This is a genomic window from Duganella aceris, assembly GCF_011090165.1.
Taxonomy (GTDB): domain Bacteria; phylum Pseudomonadota; class Gammaproteobacteria; order Burkholderiales; family Burkholderiaceae_D; genus Rugamonas; species Rugamonas aceris.
The window spans coordinates 36939-56898 of sequence record NZ_JAADJT010000012.1 but is presented as its reverse complement, the minus strand read 5'-3'; the positions used below and the strand labels follow the sequence as shown (position 1 = coordinate 56898).

Sequence of the window (19960 nt, the reverse complement as noted above, 5' to 3'; positions counted from 1 at the left end):
GAATTGGCAAAACTCGTCGCCGACGTCATCATCGAAACGCTCCAGCAGGCCGGAGCGAAGCACTGCTGGGGCGTCCCCGGCGATACACTGAATTACATCACCGACGCGATCCGCCGCAGCGAGATCGAATGGGTCCACGTGCGCCACGAGGAAGTCGGCGGTTTCGCCGCCGGCGCCGAGGCCACGCTGGCCAAGCGTCTGACGCTGTGCGCCGGTTCATGCGGACCGGGCAGCCTGCACTTCGTCAACGGCCTGTTCGAGGCGCACCGCAACCGCTCGCCGGTAGTGCTGATCGCGAGCCAGATCACCAGCGAGGAACTCGGCTTCGACTTCCCGCAGGAAGTCGACTACAAACCGATCTACGACCAGTGCAGTGTGTTTTGCCAGGAGATCCGTTCGCCGGCCCAGGCCAAGCGCATCGCCGCCATGGCAGCGCAGGCCGCGTTGAGCAAGGGCGGCGTCGCCGTCATCATCCTGCCGGTCGACGTCTCCAAGGCGCCGGCCGCCGACGAACCCGATTTCGCGGTGCACCTGGCGCGCCCGGACATCACGCCGTCGGCGAGTGAGCTGGATCGCATCGCCGCCATCCTCAACGAGGGCAAGAAGATCGCCATCTACGGCGGCTCCGGCTGCGAAGGCGCGCACGATGAAGTGGTCGCACTGGCCGAACGCTTGCAGGCGCCGTTCGCGCACACCTCGCGCGCCAAGGATTTCGTCGAATACGACAATCCCTACAACGTCGGCATGACCGGCATCTTCGGCATCGACTCCGGCTACCATGCGGTCTCCGAATGCGACACCCTGCTGCTGCTTGGCTGCGACTTCGCCTGGCGCCAGTTCTACCCGAGCCACGCGCGCATCATCCAGATCGACATCGACTCGTCGCATTTGGGACGCCGCCATCCGGTCGAAGTGGGCGTGGTCGGGGACATCCGCAATTCTCTGGCCGCCCTGCTGCCTCGCCTGACCGCGCGCAGCGAACGCGCCTTCCTCGACGACTGTCTGGAGCGCCACCGCAAAGTCACCGCGCACCTGAATGAACGCGCCACCGCCGGCGACGGCGACTTGATACGCCCGCAATTCCTGACCGCGATGATCGACCGCCACGCGGCCGACGACGCCATTTTCACCGCCGACGGCGGCGGCCCGATGGTCTGGGCGCTGCGTCACACGCGCGCCACCGGCAAACGGCGCACCATCATCAGCCTGACCCACGGCACCATGGCCAACGCCATGCCGCAGGCGCTCGGCGCCAAGAAGGCTTTCCCGGATCGCCAGGTGATCGCGCTGTGCGGCGACGGCGGGCTGACCATGCTGCTGGGCGACTTGATCACGGCGGTGCAGGAAAATATCCCTATCAAGATCGCCGTCTACAACAACGGCTCGCTGGGTTTCGTGGAACTGGAGCAGAAGGTGGAAGGCCTGCTGGACGCCTACACCAATCTGCAAAATCCGGATTTCGCGCGGGTGGCGGAGGCGATCGGCATCCATGGCATCCGCGTCGAGAAGCCGGCGCAACTGGAGGCTGCGGTGCTGGCCTGGCTGGCCCATCCCGGTCCGGCGCTGCTGGACGTCACCACCGACCGGCTGGAGCTGGTGATGCCGCCGGTGCTGGAGGCCAAGCAGATCTTCGGCACCGCGCTGTATTCGGCCAAGGCCATCTTCGACGGGCGCGGCGGCGATGTGGTCGACCTGATCAAGGATAACTTCATCAAGTCTTGAACTCGGCGCGATGAATGCGCTGCATGATGATCTTGAATAATCGTCGCTTCCGCAGCGGCTGAACGCGTGGCATTCTGCCGGCAATCTTTCATTGCCGGAGACATGCCGTGCCGCGTCACATCCTCAATACCGTCGCCGCCACTCTGCTGGCCATGAACCTCGCCGTCTGGTGCGGCCTTCCCGCGCCGCAGATCGCGATGGCGTGCGTGTTTATCGTGATGCAGCCGCAGCCCGAACAGGTGTACGCCAAGGGCGGCTATCGGCTGGCGGGGACGGTCGCCGGCGTGCTTGCCGCCTGGGCTATCTCCTCGTTGTTTTCCGCGTCGCCGGCCAGGCTGTTGGCGGCCATCGGCGGGTGGGTGACGCTGTTCACCGTTATCGCGGCGTTTCACGACAAACTGCGGGCTTACAGCATCGTCCTGACCGGATACACGCCGGTGGTGGTCGGTATTCCGTTGGCTTTCGAAGCGTCGCATATCGGTGCCGGCGCCGGCAACCGGCTGGCGGAAGTCGCCATCGGCGTGGCGTGCGCCGGCGCCGTGGCCTTCCTCAATGGCGGCCGCCGGCAGGACGGCATCCCGGCCCATGCCGCCACCTCCACAGCACCGCGCGCTTCGTCGCCATCGGCATCGCCTCAACGGCAGCTACCGGCGCCAGGCGCACCGCCGCCGAGACGCTGGCCACGGCTTCCGCCGGCCCCGCCCCGGGCGGGCTTGGCGACGTTGGCTGGCCCATCGCGAGCGCCGGGGCCGGCGCCAGCTTCGCCTGCCAGGCCTGCTGCGGCGACGGCCTCGCTGGCCGGCCTGCATCCGGCCATCGCGATCGCGTTGATGGCCACGTTGTGGCTGGCGACCTCCTGGCGCGGCGGTCCGATGGCGACCCTGAACGCCACCGTCGATTGCGCGCTGGTGGCGCTGTCGGCGCGGCCCGTGCGCATGGCCTTGCAGATGTCGGCCGGCACGCTGCTCGCCGTCGCCATTGGCCTGGCGCTGCAATGGTGCTACCCGCTGCTGCCGGCATCGCCCTGGCTGCTGTTCGCGCCGGCGCTGGCCGCCGGCGCCTGGATGACCGGCAAGCCCGAATCGCTGGGCCAGGGCCTGGGCTACAGCATCACACTCTGCATGCTCGCCTACCCGGCCGGCGCCGGCCACCAATACCTGCACGACGCCGCCGGCCTGACCCTCTCCGTGTTCGTGCTGACCGCGATCTGTGCGATATTATCGCCACTACGTCCAAGCCCGATACCGCCATGAATGTCGACCGCATAGACCTCAACCTGCTCCGCGTCTTCAACTGCGTTTTCGAGGAGCGCAACCTGCAACGCGCCGCGCAGCGGCTCAATCTGAGCCAGTCCGCGATCAGCCACGCGCTGGCGCGCCTGCGCGAAGCGCTGGGCGACGAATTGTTCGTGCGCACCGCAAGCGGCATGCAACCGACCGCCCGCGCCCGCGCGATGGCGGCGCCGCTGCGCGACGCGCTGCAGCAGATCGGCGGCGCACTGGGCAATGCTGCCTTCACGCCGGCCACCACCCGCCGCGAGTTCGTCATCGCCGCCAGCGACTACGTCACCCTGCTGCTGCTGGAACGCTTCAGCCGCAAGCTGCAAGACCTGGCGCCGCTGGTGAACCTGGTGATCCGGCCGGCGACCCGCATCGACCTGGCCGGCCAGTTGGACCTGGGCCGCATCGACCTGGCGATCGGCGTGTTCGCCGAAATCCCGCCGCGCTTCAACGCCATGCCGCTGTGGACCCAGACCGATACGCTGGCGATGCGCCCCAACCACCCGCTGGCCGGCCGCACGATCACGTCCGACGACCTCGCGCTGTATCCACTGATCGCGGTGTCCCTCGGCGGCGCCGAGGAAGGCGCGGTGGATGGTTATCTGTCCGAACGCGGACTGGCGCGCGAGTCCGAGATGTTCGACCGCGCCGCCTTGCCCGAGACCGCGCGGCTGCGCATCCTGCTGCCGCACGCGCTTGCCGTGCCATCGCTGCTGCAAGCCAGCGACATGCTGGCGGTGCTGCCCTCGTCGCTCGCGCAATTGCTCGCGGACCGCGACGGCCTGCTGGTCGCGCCCCCGCCCTATGCCGTGCGCAGCCGCGTGATGCAAGCCATCTGGCACGGACGCAATGACGACGACCCGGCGCAAAGCTGGCTACGCGCCCAGCTGACCTGAGCGGACGATAAAACGGCGGCCCAGGGCCGCCGTCCACGCTATGCCGACCGCTTGCGATCAGCGGTCATTCTTGTGGCTTTGACGCCCGGCCTCGGCGTGCTGCTCCGGCGTGCCGCCCTGGGTGCCGCCGGTCGAACCGCTCTTGCTGCGGCCGCCGGTATCGCTCTGCTGGCTCTTGCCGCCCTGTTTGCCTTGATTGCCTTGGCCGCCCTGCTTGCCGCCCTGGGTGTCTTTGTCGTCCTGATTCGAAGTCGCCATGATGTGTCTCCAGTGATGAGAAAGTCCCGCCACGTCGGCGCGGCGGGGAGTGGCTATCGTATGTCGCGCTGCCGGCGGCGCGTAGAGCGGTGTGGCCGCGTCGGCGTAGGACATTCCCTGCGTCTTGCGAATCGCGGTTACCTGCTGCCGAGACTGACGGTTGCCCTGCAAAAGCCCCTACAACCGGACGGGCATCCTTCCTACAGTCGCTTTCGATAACTCATCTATGATGACTTTCATGGCAAGGCGCTTGCCATTCCCTAAAGCGCCATCCAACGACGGAGCAGACCATGAGCAAACCTACCCAAGGCGGCAAAAACGGCGGCAACAGCAGCGTGCAGGAAGCGAAAGGCGCCAAGTCCTCCGCCGCCGGCAACGGCGGCAGCGACAAGGGCAACAGCCAGTCGGCGTCGGCCGGCAACAAGTCCACCGCCAAGAAGCCTGCGGCAAGCAAATCGAAGTAAGACCAGACGGGCGCGCAAGCGCCCGTCGACATGTTGCGGCAAAGCTCTAAGCGGGCGACTCAAGAACGGCACCTGTGTCACACTATGCGCAAGGCAAACAGACAGGAGCGCGCATGAGCGAAGGACCGGACGGCAGCAAACCACCGCAGGACAATCCGCACCGCCGCGCCAGCGACCACGATCGCCGCGCCACACCCCAGGACAACGGCACGCCACGCTATCTCGATCCCGGCGACACCGTGTTCAGCCTGTGGGGCCGGGTCATCATGGCGCGCTACCGGCGCATCGCTGCGGCGGCCACCCGCCACATCATCCAGCGCCCGCTGCACATCGGCGTCTCGGCGCGGATCTTCCACCCCGAACCCGGCGCCACCGGCCTGCGCAGCAAGAACCTGCAATACCTTGAGGAATCGATCGCCCAGTGGGTGATGTCGCGCGACGTGCTGGTGTTCATGATCCCGACCGTCAACACCGAAGGCCTGCTGCACCCCTCCAATATCCGCCTGCGCGACTACGCCAAGCACCTGGACGGCCTAGTGCTGCAAGGCGGCGCCGACGTCTCGCCGCAAAGTTACTCGGAAACGCCGACCCGGCCCGAATGGGGCGGAGACCGCGCGCGCGACATGTACGAACTGGAACTGCTGCATGAATTCGTCGAGGCCGGCAAGCCGGTGCTGGGCATCTGCCGTGGCTGCCAGTTGATCAATGTCGCCTTCGGCGGCTCGCTGTACCAGGACATCGCCTCCGACGTGCCCGATTCGCTGGCCCACGTCAACGACGAGTACGACCGCAACCGCCATGAGATCAGCTTCCCGGCCGGCTCCTCGCTGGCACGCATGTTCAAGGGGCAGACGCGCGGGATGGTCAATTCCATCCACCACCAGGCGGTCAAGACGCTGGGGCGGGATATGACGGTGGAGGCGCTGTCGGTGCCGGACAATATGGTCGAGGCAATCCGCTACCGCAAGGCACCGTTCGTGATGGGCCTGCAATGGCACCCGGAATTCCACCGCGCCGGCGGGGTCGAGCTGATGGACTGCACCGGCATCCTGGATAATTTTCTGCGCGTCGCACGCGAGACGCGCTTCTAAAACTCGTTGGCGAACCGGCTTGGCCCGGTATAAACTGTGGCATCTTTTACAAAAGGTGTTCCATGATGCCGTTGCGCCGCGCCGCCCTGATAGCCGCAGCTTGCCTGTTCGCCACGCCGGCCGTGGCGGACGACGACGCCATCACCGTCACCTACAGCGAACGCCCGCCGTACATGATGGCGCATGCCGACGGTCCGCCCAGCGGCCTCACCGCCACGCCGGCGGTGCAGGCGTTCCAGACCGCCGGCGTTCGCACGGTCTGGCGCAACCTGCCGACCAATCGTCAGCTGATGATGATCAAGGATCCGAAGCAGCGCGCCTGCGCCGTCGGCTGGTTCCGGGTCGAGGAGCGCGAGGGCTACGCCAAATACACCAAGCCGATTTATCGCGACAAGGAGTGGCTGGTGCTGGCCAACACCGCGCTGGCGGCGCGCAGCGACGCGACGCTGGACGCGCTGCTGCGGCACGCCGAGACGCGGGTGCTGGTCAAGGACAACTACTCCTACGGGGCGGAGCTGGACAAGCTGCTGCGCGAGCTGCACCCGACCATCGCCATCTCCACCTCGCCAACCAGCAAAATGGTGCAGTCGATCAGCAAAGGCATGGTGGACATGATGTTCGTATCTGAAGAGGAAGGCAACTACATCATGGCGCACCATGACGGCGAGCAGACGCGCAACCTGCGCCTGCTGCGCTTCAAGGACATGCCGCACGGCACCGAGCGCTACATCATGTGCGGCAAAGGCGTCCCCGACGACGTAATCGCCCGCCTCAACAAGGCGATCACGTTCAAATAGCCGCCGAAGCGGAGGCGTCGCGCGCCACCGCTCCGGATCACCCCCGGCGAAAACGCTGGATCGCCGCGTCGACCATGCCTTCGGCGCTGCCGCTGCGATCGAACTGCTGGCGCAGGTAGTGCGCGTCGCTGCCCTCGTGCGTGACCTGCATCAGATGCTGCAATCCGGCCGTCGCGCCCAACGCCGCGCCGTGCGGCTCCATCTTGCGCAGCGTGGTCAGGATATCCTCGCGCAGCGACAGGCTTTCGTAGGTCTTTGGATGCACCACCGTGCCGTCCAGGCCGAAACGGCAGGCCTGGAAACGGTTGTAGTTGTAGACCAGGTAGTCGTCCTCCACCGGCGGTTCCTCCTTGCGCTCCAGCAGATAGCGGCACAAGCACTGCAGGTACACCGCCAGCGCCGCCGCCCGGTCCACCGTCAGCGGCGTGTCGCACACGCGTAGCTCGATGGTGCCGAATTCCGGCTTCGGACGGATATCCCAGTAAAAGTCCTTCATGCTCTTGATAACGCCGGTGTGCTCCATCTTGGCGAAGTACTCGTTCTCGAACGTCGACCACGATTGCGTGAACGGCGCGCGGCCGCTCATCGGGAAGGCGAACACCGAATTCAGTCGCGCCGAATTGAACAGCGTGTCGTTCCCCTGCACATACGGCGACGACGATGACAGCGCGATAAAATGCGGCACGTAGCGGCTCAGCGAATGCAGCAGGAACAGCGCGTCGTCGCCCGACTCGCAGCCGATGTGCACGTGCTGACCGAAAATCGTAAACTGTTTAGCCAGATAGCCGTACAGCTCCGACACCTCCTTGAAGCGCGGCTTGGAGAAGATGCGCCGCTCCGACCACTTCTGGAACGGATGCGTGCCGCCGCCGCAGATGCCGATGTTGAGCTGCTCGCCGGCCTGCACCAGCACATCGCGGGTCAGCTGCAGTTGCGCCAGCAGTTCGGCGTGGTTGGTGTGCACGTCGCTGTTAATCTCGATCATGCTCTCGGTGATTTCCGGCGTCACGTTGCCCGGAAACGGTTTGCGGTTCAGCAGGTGCAGCAGATCCGGGCTGGAGGCGGTCAGGTCGTAATCCGACAGGCTGACCAGTTGCAGCTCCAGTTCCACGCCCATGGTGAGCGGCTTCGATGATTTGAATTCTTCCAACGCCATTAGCGTTCCTCCTTGTTCGGGGTTTCGTTCGCCCATACCAGCGCGCGTTGCGTGATGATCGGGCCGAACACTTCCAGCACCAGCGTCATGGCGGCCAGCGCGGCCAGCTCGTCGACCAGCACGATCCCCATGTATTTGGTTTGTTCCAGCAGCAGCGTGACGAACACCGACATCGGCGCCAACGCAATGCCGGTCAGCAGCCCCTTGCGCCACGAGATGCCGCCGACGTGCGCGAAGGCGCCCACCGCCAGCGCCTTGACCAGAAAGCGCGCCAGCAACAGCAGCATGCCGAGGCCCAGGCCGTCGACCACGCGCTCCCAGTCCAGCGTCGACACGGCGAACACGAACAGCAGCACGGTGATCAATTCACCGATGCCGCCGAAGTTGCGCTCGGTGCGACTGAACGCGACGCGGCTGTGACGCGCGGCCAGGCCGAAGGTCAGCGTCGCCAGCACCGGCGAAACGTCGAACGCGCGCGCCATCGCCACCAGCAGGATCACGCCCAGCGCGAAGGCGATGGTGCCGTCCTGCGCCAGCTTGCCCATGCGGCGCAACACCGCCGGCACCAGCATGCCCAGCACCGCGCCCATCGCCGCCGATACCGCCAGCTCGATCAGGCTGTGCGAGATCGCCTGCGTCAGGCTGCCGGAGGTCTGGAACACCCAGAAGCCGACCACCACCTTGAAGGTGAACACCGCCAGTACGCAGTTGATCGCGACCAGGTGCAGCACCCGTTCGGTGACCTGGCCGGAGCTGTCTTCCTCGTTAATCACGCGCAGCACGCCGGCCGGCGAGGTGGACATGGCCAGCGACGCCAACAGCAGCGACGTCAGCGACGGCATGCCGGTCAGATGCGCGATCAGATAGACCACGCCGAAAGTGGCGGCCGATTCGGCCAGCCCGCTGACGGCGATCCAGGGATTGATGCGCAACCAGCGCAGATTGATGCGGTAACCGAATTCGAAAAGAATCAGTCCAAAAGCCAGATTGGCCAGCACGGTGACCGTGCTTGAGGGACCGCTGCTGAGGGCGTCGGGAAATGCCTGCGCCAACAGGAAACCAACTACACCATAGACGCTGATGCGCGGCAGGCGCGTCCAGCGATGCATGAATTCACCCGACAACCAAGCCAATGCAACGGCTAGAGGCCAGCCTAGTTCGGTCAATACGACCTGAATATCCGGCATGTACTTCTCCTTTTTAAAGATACTTGTACAATTCTGAACAATTACGGGCACTCTCACTGTGCGCTAGGGAACATAAGGAAGCCATATGCTTGAATTAATCAGCGAACACGCCTGTTTTGGCGGTATGCAACGCTTTTATCGTCATGAGTCACGCGAGATCGGTCTGCCGATGCGGTTTTCCGTGTTTATTCCGCCGGCGGCGGAACAAGGCAAGGTGCCGGCGCTGTTCTACCTCGCCGGCCTGACCTGCAATGAAGAGACTTTCATGACCAAGGCCGGCGCCCAGCGCGCGGCCGCCGAGGCCGGCCTGATGCTGATCGCGCCCGACACCAGCCCGCGCGGCGCCGGCGTCGACGGCGAGACCGACAGCTGGGACTTCGGCGTCGGCGCCGGCTTCTACCTCGACGCGACCGAAGGTGAATGGGCCAAGCACTATCGCATGGAAAGCTACATCCACGAACTGCGCGAACTGGTGACGCGGGAGCTGCCGGTCGATGCGCAACGCATCGGCATCTTCGGCCACTCGATGGGCGGCCACGGCGCGCTGACCTTGGCGCTGCGGCGGCCGGACGCGTTCAAGTCGGTGTCGGCATTCGCGCCGATCGCCGCGCCGTCGCAATGCCCGTGGGGCAAAAAGGCCTTCACCGGCTATCTCGGCCAGGATCAAAGCGCCTGGGCGGCGCACGACGCCAGCCTGCTGATGGCGGGCATGCAAACGCCCTTCCCGGCCGGCATCCTGATCGACCAGGGACTGGGCGATAAATTCCTCGCCGAACAGCTGTATCCGGAAGCGTTTGAAGCCGCGTGCGCGAGCGCCGCGCAGCCGCTCGAACTGCGGCGGCATGCGCGCTACGATCACGGCTACTACTTCATCGCCACCTTCATGGAAGACCACATCCGCTTCCACGCGCAGCGGCTGGCTACAGTTTAATTTCCGTGCCCAGGCGCTGAAGGAACTGCCCCAGCCACGCCGGATGCGCCGGCCAGGCCGGGGCGGTGATGAAGTTGCCGTCGGTGACCGCCTGGTCGACCGCGATGTCGGCGTAGTTACCGCCGGCCAGTTTCACTTCCGGTGCGCACGCCGGATACGCGGAGATGGTCTTGCCGCGGATGACATCGGCCGCCGCCAGCAGCTGCGCGCCGTGGCAAACGGCGGCGATCGGCTTGGCCGCCGCCGCGAACTGCTGCACGATCTCGATCACACGCGGATTCAGGCGCAGGTATTCCGGCGCGCGGCCGCCGGCGATCATCAGCGCATCGTACTGCGCCACATCCACGGTGGCGAAATCCGCGTTCAATGCGAACAGATGGCCCGGTTTCTCGGTGTAGGTCTGGTCGCCCTCGAAATCGTGAATGGCGGTCTTGATGGTGTCGCCGGCCTGCTTGTTCGGGCAGACCGCGTGCACCGTATGGCCGACCATTTGCAGCGCCTGGAACGGCACCATGGTCTCGTAATCTTCCGCAAAGTCGCCGGTCAGGAATAGAATTTTCTTGGCTGCCACGGTGTATCCTTTCGAAAAAGTAAAAAGGACCGCGACGTCTCCGTCACGGTCCTTCGATACTACCGCGATCCGCGCGAACGCGCCGTGCGCTTGCTATGCGGCTTTGCTCAACACGCTGCGGATGGTGCCGGCCAGATCCTCGGCCGAGAACTTGGCCACATACGCATCGGCGCCCACGCCTTTGACGTGGTCTTCGTTGGTCTTGCCCGACAACGAAGAATGGATCACCACCGGAATCTTGCTGAAGCGCGCGTCCTGCTTGATCAGGCGGGTCAGCGTGAAGCCGTCCATCTCCGGCATCTCCAGGTCGGTCAGCACCATGGCGACGCGGTCGCTGATCGGCACACCCTCGGCCTTGGCGCCGTCGGCGATATGCTGCAGGCGCTCCCACGCCTCCTTGCCCGACTTGGTCATGATGAAGTGCACGCCCATCGCGTCCAGACCTTTTTCGATCAGGTTGCGCGCGACGACGGAATCGTCGGCGGCCAGGATCACCGCGCCGGCCTTCAGCAGCACTTTCGGGCCGATGGTTTCCGGGTCGATGTCGTCGCGTTCCGGCGGCACCAGCTCGCGCAGAATGGTTTCCACGTCCAGCACTTGCGCCAGGCGGGTGTTCTGCACATCGCCGTCGACGCGGGCGATACTGGTGACCTTGCCGCCGGCCGTGCCTTCGGCGGTCAGCACCTGGCTCCAGTCCAGGCGGACGATTTCGTCCACCGACTCGACCGCGAACGCTTGCGTGGTGCGCGCGAATTCAGTGACCAACATGATATTCAGACCGGTTTTTGGGGTCACACCGACGATGCCTGGCAAATCCAGCACCGTGATGATTTGTCCGCGCAGATTGACGACGCCCAGCATGTGTGGCGGGGATCCGGCCACAGCGGTTACTTCGGGCATCGCGACGATCTCGCGGATTTTGAAGACGTTAATACCGAACAACTCGGAATGTTCGCCCTTGGCGTCGCCGCCCAGGCGGAACAACAGCAGTTCGAATTTATTGGAGTTGGTTAAATTACTGCGCTCATCAACTTCCTGCTGAACTGATTTCATGGATTTCGTCTCCCTCGGTGGTCCGCAGCCAGTATAACGTTAGCAACAGCAAGGAAGTTGTTTTCGAGAACGATAAACAACGAAATGGCATAAAAAAAAGAAGCCCGGAGGCTTCTCTTTTAATATTCTGGAGCGGGAGAAGAGTCTCGAACTCTCGACCTCAACCTTGGCAAGGTTGCGCTCTACCAACTGAGCTACTCCCGCAGAAGCCAAGATTATGACAGAAAGATTTCTGTTTCGCCAGTGCCCCACGCCAAGTTTTTGTCAAAACGTCGATAGTGTATTCTTGTCATAGATAACTTAAAGGACAGGAATGGATTCAATCGAAGTCGTGCTGGTCATGCTGCTTGCCGTGGTGGCCAGCGCCTACATCATGCGTCTGCTGCCGCGCGCGATACCGCTGCCGCTGGTGCAGATCGCATTGGGCGCGCTGATCGCCGCCAAGTCCTCGCACGGCGTGGACCTGGAGCCGGACCTGTTCTTCCTGGTGTTCCTGCCGCCGCTGTTGTTCCTCGACGGCTGGCGCATCCCCAAGAGCGGCCTGCTGCGCGACAAGGGCACGATCCTGGAGCTGGCGCTGGGCCTGGTGATCTTCACCGTGGTCGGCGCCGGCTTCCTGATCCACTGGCTGATTCCGGCGATGCCGCTGCCGGTGGCGTTCGCGCTGGCCGCCATCATCTCGCCGACCGATCCAATCGCGGTCAGCTCGATCGCCGCCAACGCGCCGATTCCGAAGCGGCTGATGCACATCCTCGAAGGCGAATCGCTGCTCAACGACGCCAGCGGCCTGGTATGTTTCCGCTTCGCGGTGGCGGCGGCGCTGACCGGCACCTTCTCGCTGCAAACCGCCGCCCTCACCTTTGTCTGGCTGGTGGTGGCCGGCATCGGCGCCGGCGTCGGCGTGACCATGCTGGTGACCGTGGTGCAGCGCTGGCTGACGCGCCACTTCGGCGAACCGGCCGGCTCGCCGATCCTGGTCAACCTGCTGCTGCCGTTCGGCGCGTATCTGGTGGCGGAACGCCTGCACGCCTCCGGCATCCTGGCGGCGGTGGCGGCCGGCGTCACCATGAGCTACGTGGAACTGAGCGGCCACGCACACGCCAGCACCCGCATCCAGCGCTCCGCGGTCTGGGACACGGTGCAGTTCGCGCTCAACGGCGTGATGTTCGTGCTGCTCGGCGAACAGCTGCCCGACATCTATCGCGGCGCCAGCATCTCGCTGGAGGAAAGCGGCCATCTGAACCCGTGGTGGCTGGTGGTGTATGCCTTCGCCATCACCGCCGGGCTGCTGGTGCTGCGCCTGTTCTGGGTCTGGGCCTCGCTGCGGCTGACCATCTTCAAGCAGACCATCCGCCATCTGCCGCGCCGCAAGATCAATCCGCGCCTGCTGCTGGCGACCACGCTGGCCGGCGCGCGCGGCACCATCACGCTGGCCGGCGTGTTGACGCTGCCGCTGGTGCTGCCGGACGGCTCGCCCTTCCCGGCGCGTGCGCTGACGATCTTCCTCGCCTGCTCGGTGATCCTGATCTCGCTGCTGACGGCCAGCATCGTCCTGCCCCGGCTGCTGGCCGGCATGACCTTCCCGGCCGAGCCGGAGGAGCAGCAGGAGGAAGACCTGGCGCGGCGCGCGGCGGCCAACGCGGCCATCGACGCCATCGAGAAGACGCAGATCGCGCTGATGGAGTCCGAAGCCTGCGTCGATCCGGACGTGTACCCGCAGGCGGCGGCGCGGGTGATCTCGTTCTACGAGCATAAGCTGAAGGAGATCGATCCGGAGAGCGAGCATGCGTGGCGCAAGACCGACTATGCGGAGAAGGAGCTGCGGCTGGCGGCGCTGGATGCGGAGCGCCGCACCGTGTTCGACCTGGCGCGGCATGAACAGATCTCCGACGCCATCTCGCGCAAGCTGGTGCGCGAGATCGACCTGATGGAAGCGCGCTACCGCTGACGCCATGCTGCCAAAACGAACTCAGATCACCATCGCCGTCGCCTGGGCCTTATTCTGGCTGCTGATGAACGTCACCGCCGTGCAGGAGTACCTGCGCGAGAGTCATCACGATGTGTGGAAGCCCATCCTGTGGGAGTCGTCGTCGGCGCTGACCGGCACGGTGCTGCTGCTGTTGCAGCGGCGCTTCACGCGCAAGTACGACCATCTGCTTGGATCGCCGGCTCGCTGGTTCGCGCGGCAGCTGGTGTGGCTGCCGGTGTACTGGGTGGGCTTCGTGCCGATGGCGTTCGGCCTGCGGCATGCGATCTATGGCTTGGCCGGGCAGGTCTATACGCATACGCCGTGGCCCGAGACTTTTCTGTACGAAGACATCAAGATGACGGTGTACTTCAGCATCTTCACCACCATCATGTTCGGTGTGCTGTCGTATCACGCGATGCAGAACGAGAAGTTGCGCGTGGAGCGGGCCAATGCGGCGATGCGCGAGGCGCAGCTGCTGACGCTGACGCAGCAGATGCAGCCGCACTTTTTGTTCAATGCGCTCAATACGATTTCGTCGCTGATGCACAGCGATGTGGCGCGCGCGGATGCGATGCTGATTCAGCTGGCGGATGTGTTGCGGGTGACGCTGGATGTCAGCGGCCAGCATAGCGTGTCGCTGGAGGTGGAGCTGCGCTTGTTGCGCGGTTACGCGGCGTTGATGAGCGAGCGGTTCTCGGATCGGGTGCGGATCGATTGGCGCGTGGACGAGGCGCTGCTCGCGACGCGAGTGCCGGTGATGAGCATGCAGCCGTTGTTGGAGAATATCTTCAAGCACACCGTCGAAAAGCGCCGCCAGGCCACCGCGATCACCATCGCCGTGCAACGCGAAGGCGACGACGTCGTGCTGCGGCTGGAGGACGACGGCGGCACGCTCGCCACAACGACGGCGGCCGGCCAGCCCGGCAAAGCCGCGCGCGCCGGCGCGTCGGACACGGCGCCAGCCGCGGATGCGACGGCGAAAGGCGGCGGCATCGGCGTGCGTAATTTGCGGGAGCGCCTGTCGTCGCTGTACGGCGAACGGGCTTCGTTCGAGCTGATTCAATTGTCGCCCGCCGGTGTGCGGGCAGAAATGCGGCTGCCATGCGTGTCCTGATCGTCGACGACGAGCGCCCGGCGCGCGACAAACTGCGCCGCCTGCTGGAGCAGGAGCCGGACATCACCGCCATCGAAGAAGCCCGCGACGGCATCGACGCGCTGGAGCGCCTGCCCGCGTTCGTCCCCGATCTGCTGCTGCTGGACATCCAGATGCCCGAGATCACCGGGCTGGACGTGGCGGCCTCGCTGCCGTCGCCGGCGCCGCTGGTGGTGTTCGTCACCGCCTACGACGAATACGCGATCCAGGCCTTCGACGCCAACGCCATCGACTACCTGCTCAAACCCTACGACCAGGCCCGCCTGCAACGCGCGCTGCAACGCGTGCGCGACCGCCTGACGCCACGCCTAGCGCCGGCACGGCAAGACGCACCGGCCGCGAACGCCGCGCCGGCACCCGCCCTGGCGATGCCCGACGTCCACCAGTTGCTGATCCCCGACCGCAACGGCATGCGCATCATCAAAGTCGAGCAAATCCAGTGGATCGAAACCGCCGACAACTACGTCGTCCTGCACACCGCCGACGGCCAGCCCCTGATGCGCCAAACCCTGGCCGGCCTGCTGGAAAAACTCGGCCCGCGCTTCCAGCGCTGCCACCGCCGCGCAGCTGTGCAGCTGGACTGGATCGCCGGCGTCCAAACCCTGGACAAGGGCGACGGCGAACTGATACTGCGCGGCGGTGCCCGCGTCCCATGCAGCCGCCAATACCGCGCCGACGTGATGGCGCGACTCGAATAACCCGGCGTCCGCGCGCCGCCGCCCGGCTCGCCCCACGCCAAGCCCAATTCGCCCCACGACGCTGGACGCCGCCCGGCCGCCTCCGTAATCTGGCTCCATCAACCAAGGAGCCAACAATGAACAACAACCGCCTCTACTTCCTCGACTGGATCCGCATCTTCGCCTTCTTCGTGCTGATCTTCTATCACACCGGCATGTACTACGTGAGCTGGGACTGGCACGTCAAGAGCCCGTACGCCAGCACCGCCATCGAACCGCTGATGATCCTGTCGTCGCCATGGCGCCTTGGCCTGCTGTTCATGATTTCCGGCGTCGCCACCGCCTTCATGCTGAAAAAGATGCGCGTCGGCGCGCTGCTCAAGCAACGCAGCTGGCGCCTGCTGGTGCCGCTGGTGTTCGGCATGCTGGTGATCGTGCCACCGCAAGCGTATTTCGAAGTGGTGGAAAAAGTCGCCTACCAAGGCGGTTACGGCGAATTCATGCGCCTCTACGTCAGCGGCTACCACGGCTTCTGCCGGGGCGACGACTGCCTCAGCATGCCGACCTGGAACCACCTGTGGTTTGTCATCTACCTGTGGGCATACACGATGATCATCGGCGGCGTCGCCTGGGCGATGGGCGGCGCGCTCCTCCAGGCCTGCGCCGACGCGCTGGGCCGCCAGCTGACCGGCTGGAAAATCATCGTGCTGCCGACGATCGTGCTGGCCATCGCCCGCTTCGCGCTGGCCGACAGCTTCCCCTCCACCCACAACCTGACCCGCGACTGGTACAACCACGCACAATACTTCTCGCTGTTCGTGCTGGGCGTGATGCTGGCGACGCAGAACGGCTTCTGGGCCAAAGTGGACGGCCTGCGCTGGACCAGCCTTGGCTTGTGGCTCGCCAGCTGGGCGATGGTCGTGATCTACTGGTCGATCCCGGAAACGATGCTGACGACCGACGTGGCGCAATGGAAGCCGCTGCTGCGCATGGTCTACTGCCTGGGCCAATGGGCGCCGATCCTGGCCATCTGCGGTTTCGGCCATCGCCACCTGGCCTTCGACAGCGCCAAGCGCCGCTACCTGACCGAAGCCGTGTTCCCGGTCTACATCCTGCACCAGACGCTGATCGTGTCGATGGCGCACTGGCTCAAGCCGCTGAAGCTGGCGCCCGGCACCGAAGGCGCGCTGCTGATCGTGCTGACCTTCAGCATCAGCTTCGGCGTGTTCGAAGTCGTGCGCCGCGTCGCGGTGCTGCGACCACTGTTCGGCCTGGGCCGGATTACTTCACAAACGTCAGCGTATGTTGCGCAGGCCCCGGCAGCAGCGGCGACTCCCGCCCTGTAAGCCAATCGGTGCGGCCGTCCATGAACCACGGCGACAAGGGGTGGCCGCTCTGCCCCGCCGGCATGTTGAAGATGCCCTGCTCCTCCTTGCCCGGCGAGACCGTCAGCCGCTCCGACTGGCCGAAGGTCGGTCCCGCCACGCGCGGCATGTGCTGGTCGCCGGCCAGCATATCCGGCGCCACCTTCAGGTATTTGCCCAACAGCGGCACGGCGGACGCCATCGGATGCGCGCTGGCCGCCGTATTGCGCTGGCCCCAGGTCGCCGCCACCAGCGGCTTGCCATCCTTGGTCAAGTCATCCACCACGCGGTCCAGCGCGGCCAGTTGCAAGGCCTGCCAGCTGGCGTACTGCGGCGGCAGCCACGCGACAGGCTGCTGATCCAGCAAGCGCGCGATCACCACCGGCCAGCGCGACGACACCGCCGACATGCTGGCCTTCGGATCGAGCTTGGCCAGCTCCTCGTTGGCGCCGTCGTACAGGATGTCGTACAGCGCGTACATGTAGGCGCGCGTGATACGGTAGCCGACCGAGTCCACGCTGGCGTGGCCGGTCCAGCCCTCCTTCAGCATCTTCAGCGCCTCGGCGCGTTTCGACTGGTTCTTGATGGCGCCTTCGTCCAGCGTGAGGATGGCGCGTTCGCGCCAGGCTGCGAGGAACACGGCGCGGTCGTCCAGGCCGATCGCGTACACCTTCTTCACATCGGTCTTGTCGCCCAGCGCGGCCAGATTGTCGCGCACCTGGTGAGTGCGCGCGCCGAGATCGTAGCCGCCGTCGCCGATCAGATCGGCGCCGCTGCCGGCAAGCTGGCGGCTGTTGGCGGTGGCCAGGTGGCCGCTGACGGGATTGACCACCTTCGGATATTCCTCCGGCGTCAGCCAACCGTTCCACACGCCGGCCTGGTCGTCCACGCTCAAGGGATAGGTGCTCGCCATCCCTTGCTGCGCGCGGCGCGGCAGCGGGCCGGCGATGGTCCAGCCGATATTGCCCTTGTCGTCGCCGCCGACGAAGTTTTGCGCCGGTATGCCCAGCGTCGGCGCGATCGCCAGCGCCTGGTCCAGCGTGTCGGCGAATTCCAGCTTGCGCGCGTTGACGTTGACGGCGGCCGGCGTGTGCGCGGTCCAGTGGATGGCGTAGCTGCGGCCTGCCGACTCGCGGATCGGACCGAGCGAGGTTTCGCGCACGGCGAACTTCTCCGCCGCCGCGCCTTTGACCAGGATGGTCTCTTCGTGCAGCACCGGCGTTTCCCAGCCGGCCTGCGTGCGCACCTGGCCCGGCTTGGCGGCATCGGTGTCGAGCGCGATCAGGTCGAGGTAATCGCCGTAGCTGTTGGTGAAGCCCCAAGCCACGTGGCCGTTGCTGCCGACCACCACCACCGGCGCGCCGGGCAGCGTGACGCCGACCACGCGGCGCTGGCCGCCCTTCGCGTCCGGGAATTGCAGCGCGGCGCGATACCAGATGGCCGGCAGGTTGATCCCGAGGTGCATGTCGTCGGCGACGATGGCGGCGCCGGTGTCGCTGCGGCTGCCGGCCACCGCCCAGTTGTTGCTGCCCACGGTGTTGAGGAATTCGGCCGCCGCCATGCGCGGCGCGGACGTGTTTTGCGCGGCGCGCGGCTTGCCCCACCAGGCCGGCGGCGCTGCCGGGATCACGACGTCTGCTGCGGGCACCGATTGCGCATCCAGCGGCGCGTCCCACGGCGTGGATTCCGGCGACAGGAAGGCGCGCTGTTCTTCGCTCGCGTGGTCCTTGAACCAGCCGCGCGACAGTTCGCGCGATTCCTGGTTGCCTTGCAGGTCGAAGTACATGGCCCAGATCACCAGCAGCGAATCCGACGCCGACCATGCGCGTGGCGACATGCCGACCAGCGCGTATTCGAACGGCTTGGCGCTCAGGGCGTTCAGACCCGCGTTGACGCCGGCGGCGTAGCGGTCGAGCAGCGCGCGGTCCTCGGCCGGCAGCGCCTTCAATGCCAGCTCGGCGCGGGCGCGGAAGCGATGCAGGCGATGCGATTTATCGACGCCCACCGCGCGTGGGCCGAACAGCTCCGACAACTCGCCGGCCGAGACGCGGCGCAGCAGGTCCATCTGGAAGAAGCGCTCCTGCGCGTGCACGAAGCCGGTGGCGTAAGCCACGTCGAGCCGGCTGCCGCCGCTGATCAGCGGCACGCCGTGCGCGTCGCGGGCGACGGTGGCGGTGGTCTCCAGGCCGGGCGCCTGCTGCGTCCCTTCCAGCTTGGCCAGGCTGCCGCGCAGGTAAAGCCACCCCGCCACGACGAGCAGCACCAGCAAAGCCAGCGCCGTCAATAAAATCCGCTTGGACCACACCGCGACTTTGCTCGTCCGCATACATTCCCCGAAATTTTGATGAGAGTTGCGAATAGTGCCAGAGAATCGCGCGGTGAGGCAATCGTATGGTTTACGTTACAGATCCAGCTCCCAGGTTTCATTGACCATGTCCTGGCCGAAGGCGTGCACCGGCTCCTCGGCTATCAAAACGTAACCCTTGCCGCGATAGATCTGGCGCGCCTCCTTCTGCTGGTCCGTGGTCCATAAGCGCATCTTGCGATAGCCCGCCGCGCGCGCGAACGCGTGGCATTCCTCCACCAGCCGCGAACCGAGGCCGTAACCGCGCGCCTCCGCCTCCACCAGCAGCAGCCGCAATTTGCCGACGCCGTCCTCGCCGCTGCGCGCCAACGCGATCGAGCCGACCTGCCGGCCGCCCATCTCCGCGATCCAGCAATGCTCCAGCACCGGATCGAAATTGCGCTCGAAGTCCGCACAGATCTCGCCGACCAGCGCGCCGAAGCTGCCGTCCCAGCCCTGCTCCGCCGTGTACAGCTCACCGTGACGACGCGTGATCCACGCCATGTCGCCGGCGCGGTGCGCGCGCAGCACGAAGGGCTGCGCATACTTCATGCCGCTGCCCGCGTCGAGCAGTTCGCGGATGGTGCGCATCGCGTCGAGCATGCGCAGCTGGTCGGGTTCCTCGAAGCGCATCAGCAAATCGCCGACCTCCTCGCGCGAGCGGCGGTCCAGCGGCTCGTAGACGGCGCGTCCCCGCTCGGTCAGATGCAGCAGCTTGGAACGGCCGTCGGTCGCCGACGGCACCTTGGCCACCATGCCGGCGCCCTCGAACTTGGCCAGGATGCGGCTCAGGTAACCGCGATCCAGTCCAAGGTCGCGGCCCAGCGCGGCGGCGGGCTGGTCGCCCTGGTGCGCCAGCTCGTACAGCACCCGCATCTCGGTCAGCGTGTAATCGCTGTGCAGCAGGCCCTCGCGCAGCACGCCGATCTGGCGCGTGAAGAATCGGTTGAACGAACGGACCGCAGCAACACGGTCGTCAAAAGCTGACATGGAAAAACTCCAACATGGTTGACTGAGTCAACATTATATCGTGTTCTTGCAGGCATG

At 65.6% G+C, this 19960-nt stretch carries 18 protein-coding genes and 1 tRNA gene; 11 read left to right on the top strand and 8 right to left on the bottom strand.

Going from position 1 to position 19960, the window contains the following annotated elements:
- Window positions 1–3 precede the first annotated feature (3 nt).
- The 3 genes from GW587_RS23845 to GW587_RS23835 all read left to right on the top strand — a co-directional run bounded on the left by GW587_RS23845 (window position 4) and on the right by GW587_RS23835 (window position 3898).
- Window positions 4–1722 carry a thiamine pyrophosphate-dependent enzyme gene (locus tag GW587_RS23845; RefSeq protein WP_166107323.1) on the top strand — a complete coding sequence of 573 codons (1719 nt, stop codon included), beginning with the start codon at window positions 4–6 and terminating at the stop codon, window positions 1720–1722.
- A gap of 107 nt (window positions 1723–1829) precedes the next feature.
- Window positions 1830–2975 (top strand): FUSC family protein, encoded by a 1146-nt coding sequence (locus tag GW587_RS23840; RefSeq protein ID WP_166107322.1) that lies wholly within the window; start codon window positions 1830–1832, stop codon window positions 2973–2975.
- Window positions 2972–3898, top strand: a complete 927-nt coding sequence (locus tag GW587_RS23835; protein WP_166107321.1) for a LysR family transcriptional regulator — start codon at window positions 2972–2974, stop codon at window positions 3896–3898. The genes GW587_RS23840 and GW587_RS23835 overlap by 4 nt, the downstream gene beginning before the upstream one ends.
- Before the next feature lie 57 nt (window positions 3899–3955).
- Here GW587_RS23835 and GW587_RS23830 read toward each other — a convergent pair whose 3' ends face one another.
- Window positions 3956–4156, bottom strand: a complete 201-nt coding sequence (locus tag GW587_RS23830; RefSeq protein WP_166107320.1) for a hypothetical protein — start codon at window positions 4154–4156, stop codon at window positions 3956–3958.
- A 290-nt stretch (window positions 4157–4446) separates the two neighbouring features.
- Here GW587_RS23830 and GW587_RS23825 point away from each other — a divergent pair, with 290 nt between their 5' ends.
- The 3 genes from GW587_RS23825 (at window position 4447) to GW587_RS23815 (ending at window position 6508) form a co-directional block, all read left to right on the top strand.
- Entirely contained in the window at window positions 4447–4620 is a 174-nt protein-coding gene (locus GW587_RS23825; RefSeq protein ID WP_166107319.1) for a hypothetical protein, read from the top strand.
- A 113-nt stretch (window positions 4621–4733) separates the two neighbouring features.
- Window positions 4734–5711, top strand: coding sequence for a gamma-glutamyl-gamma-aminobutyrate hydrolase family protein (locus GW587_RS23820; protein WP_166107318.1), 978 nt, complete (start codon window positions 4734–4736; stop codon window positions 5709–5711).
- Window positions 5712–5773: 62 nt separating this feature from the next.
- Window positions 5774–6508, top strand: coding sequence for a transporter substrate-binding domain-containing protein (locus tag GW587_RS23815; RefSeq protein WP_166107317.1), 735 nt, complete (start codon window positions 5774–5776; stop codon window positions 6506–6508).
- A 37-nt stretch (window positions 6509–6545) separates the two neighbouring features.
- Here GW587_RS23815 and GW587_RS23810 read toward each other — a convergent pair whose 3' ends face one another.
- Together GW587_RS23810 and GW587_RS23805 are read right to left on the bottom strand one after the other, a co-directional pair.
- Window positions 6546–7664, bottom strand: a complete 1119-nt coding sequence (locus tag GW587_RS23810) for a YbdK family carboxylate-amine ligase (RefSeq protein ID WP_166107316.1) — start codon at window positions 7662–7664, stop codon at window positions 6546–6548.
- Window positions 7664–8851, bottom strand: a complete 1188-nt coding sequence (locus tag GW587_RS23805) for a cation:proton antiporter (RefSeq protein ID WP_166107314.1) — start codon at window positions 8849–8851, stop codon at window positions 7664–7666. The genes GW587_RS23810 and GW587_RS23805 overlap by 1 nt, the downstream gene beginning before the upstream one ends.
- An 85-nt stretch (window positions 8852–8936) precedes the next feature.
- On the opposite strand from GW587_RS23805, the gene fghA reads away from it, so the two are divergent.
- The gene (gene fghA, locus GW587_RS23800) at window positions 8937–9782 is read left to right on the top strand and encodes an S-formylglutathione hydrolase (RefSeq protein ID WP_166107312.1); all 846 of its coding nucleotides are present in this window, start codon (window positions 8937–8939) and stop codon (window positions 9780–9782) included.
- Here fghA and GW587_RS23795 read toward each other — a convergent pair.
- From GW587_RS23795 to GW587_RS23785, 3 genes are all read right to left on the bottom strand, one after another.
- Window positions 9772–10353 carry a DJ-1/PfpI family protein gene (locus GW587_RS23795; RefSeq protein WP_166107310.1) on the bottom strand — a complete coding sequence of 194 codons (582 nt, stop codon included), beginning with the start codon at window positions 10351–10353 and terminating at the stop codon, window positions 9772–9774. The two genes, fghA and GW587_RS23795, sit on opposite strands and share 11 nt — an antisense overlap.
- Before the next feature lie 93 nt (window positions 10354–10446).
- A complete protein-coding gene (locus GW587_RS23790) occupies window positions 10447–11406 on the bottom strand; it encodes a chemotaxis protein (protein ID WP_166107308.1) in 960 nt (319 codons plus the stop codon).
- A 128-nt stretch (window positions 11407–11534) separates the two neighbouring features.
- Window positions 11535–11610, bottom strand: a tRNA-Gly gene (locus GW587_RS23785).
- Window positions 11611–11719: 109 nt separating this feature from the next.
- On the opposite strand from GW587_RS23785, the gene GW587_RS23780 reads away from it, so the two are divergent.
- From GW587_RS23780 to GW587_RS23765, 4 genes are all read left to right on the top strand, one after another.
- The gene (locus tag GW587_RS23780; protein ID WP_166107306.1) at window positions 11720–13354 is read left to right on the top strand and encodes a Na+/H+ antiporter; all 1635 of its coding nucleotides are present in this window, start codon (window positions 11720–11722) and stop codon (window positions 13352–13354) included.
- Between the two features lie 4 nt (window positions 13355–13358).
- On the top strand, window positions 13359–14489 hold the full coding sequence (locus tag GW587_RS23775; RefSeq protein WP_166107304.1) for a sensor histidine kinase: 1131 nt from the start codon (window positions 13359–13361) through the stop codon (window positions 14487–14489).
- Entirely contained in the window at window positions 14477–15226 is a 750-nt protein-coding gene (locus GW587_RS23770) for a LytR/AlgR family response regulator transcription factor (protein WP_166107302.1), read from the top strand. Before GW587_RS23775 ends, GW587_RS23770 begins: the two co-directional genes overlap by 13 nt.
- A gap of 116 nt (window positions 15227–15342) precedes the next feature.
- Entirely contained in the window at window positions 15343–16551 is a 1209-nt protein-coding gene (locus GW587_RS23765; RefSeq protein WP_166107300.1) for an acyltransferase family protein, read from the top strand.
- Here GW587_RS23765 and GW587_RS23760 read toward each other — a convergent pair.
- Together GW587_RS23760 and GW587_RS23755 are read right to left on the bottom strand one after the other, a co-directional pair.
- A complete protein-coding gene (locus GW587_RS23760) occupies window positions 16487–18895 on the bottom strand; it encodes a penicillin acylase family protein (protein ID WP_166107299.1) in 2409 nt (802 codons plus the stop codon). The genes GW587_RS23765 and GW587_RS23760 overlap by 65 nt on opposite strands.
- A 75-nt stretch (window positions 18896–18970) precedes the next feature.
- Window positions 18971–19903: a bifunctional helix-turn-helix transcriptional regulator/GNAT family N-acetyltransferase gene (locus GW587_RS23755; RefSeq protein WP_166107297.1), complete on the bottom strand. Its 933-nt coding sequence runs from the start codon at window positions 19901–19903 to the stop codon at window positions 18971–18973.
- Between the last annotated feature and the right edge of the window lie 57 nt (window positions 19904–19960).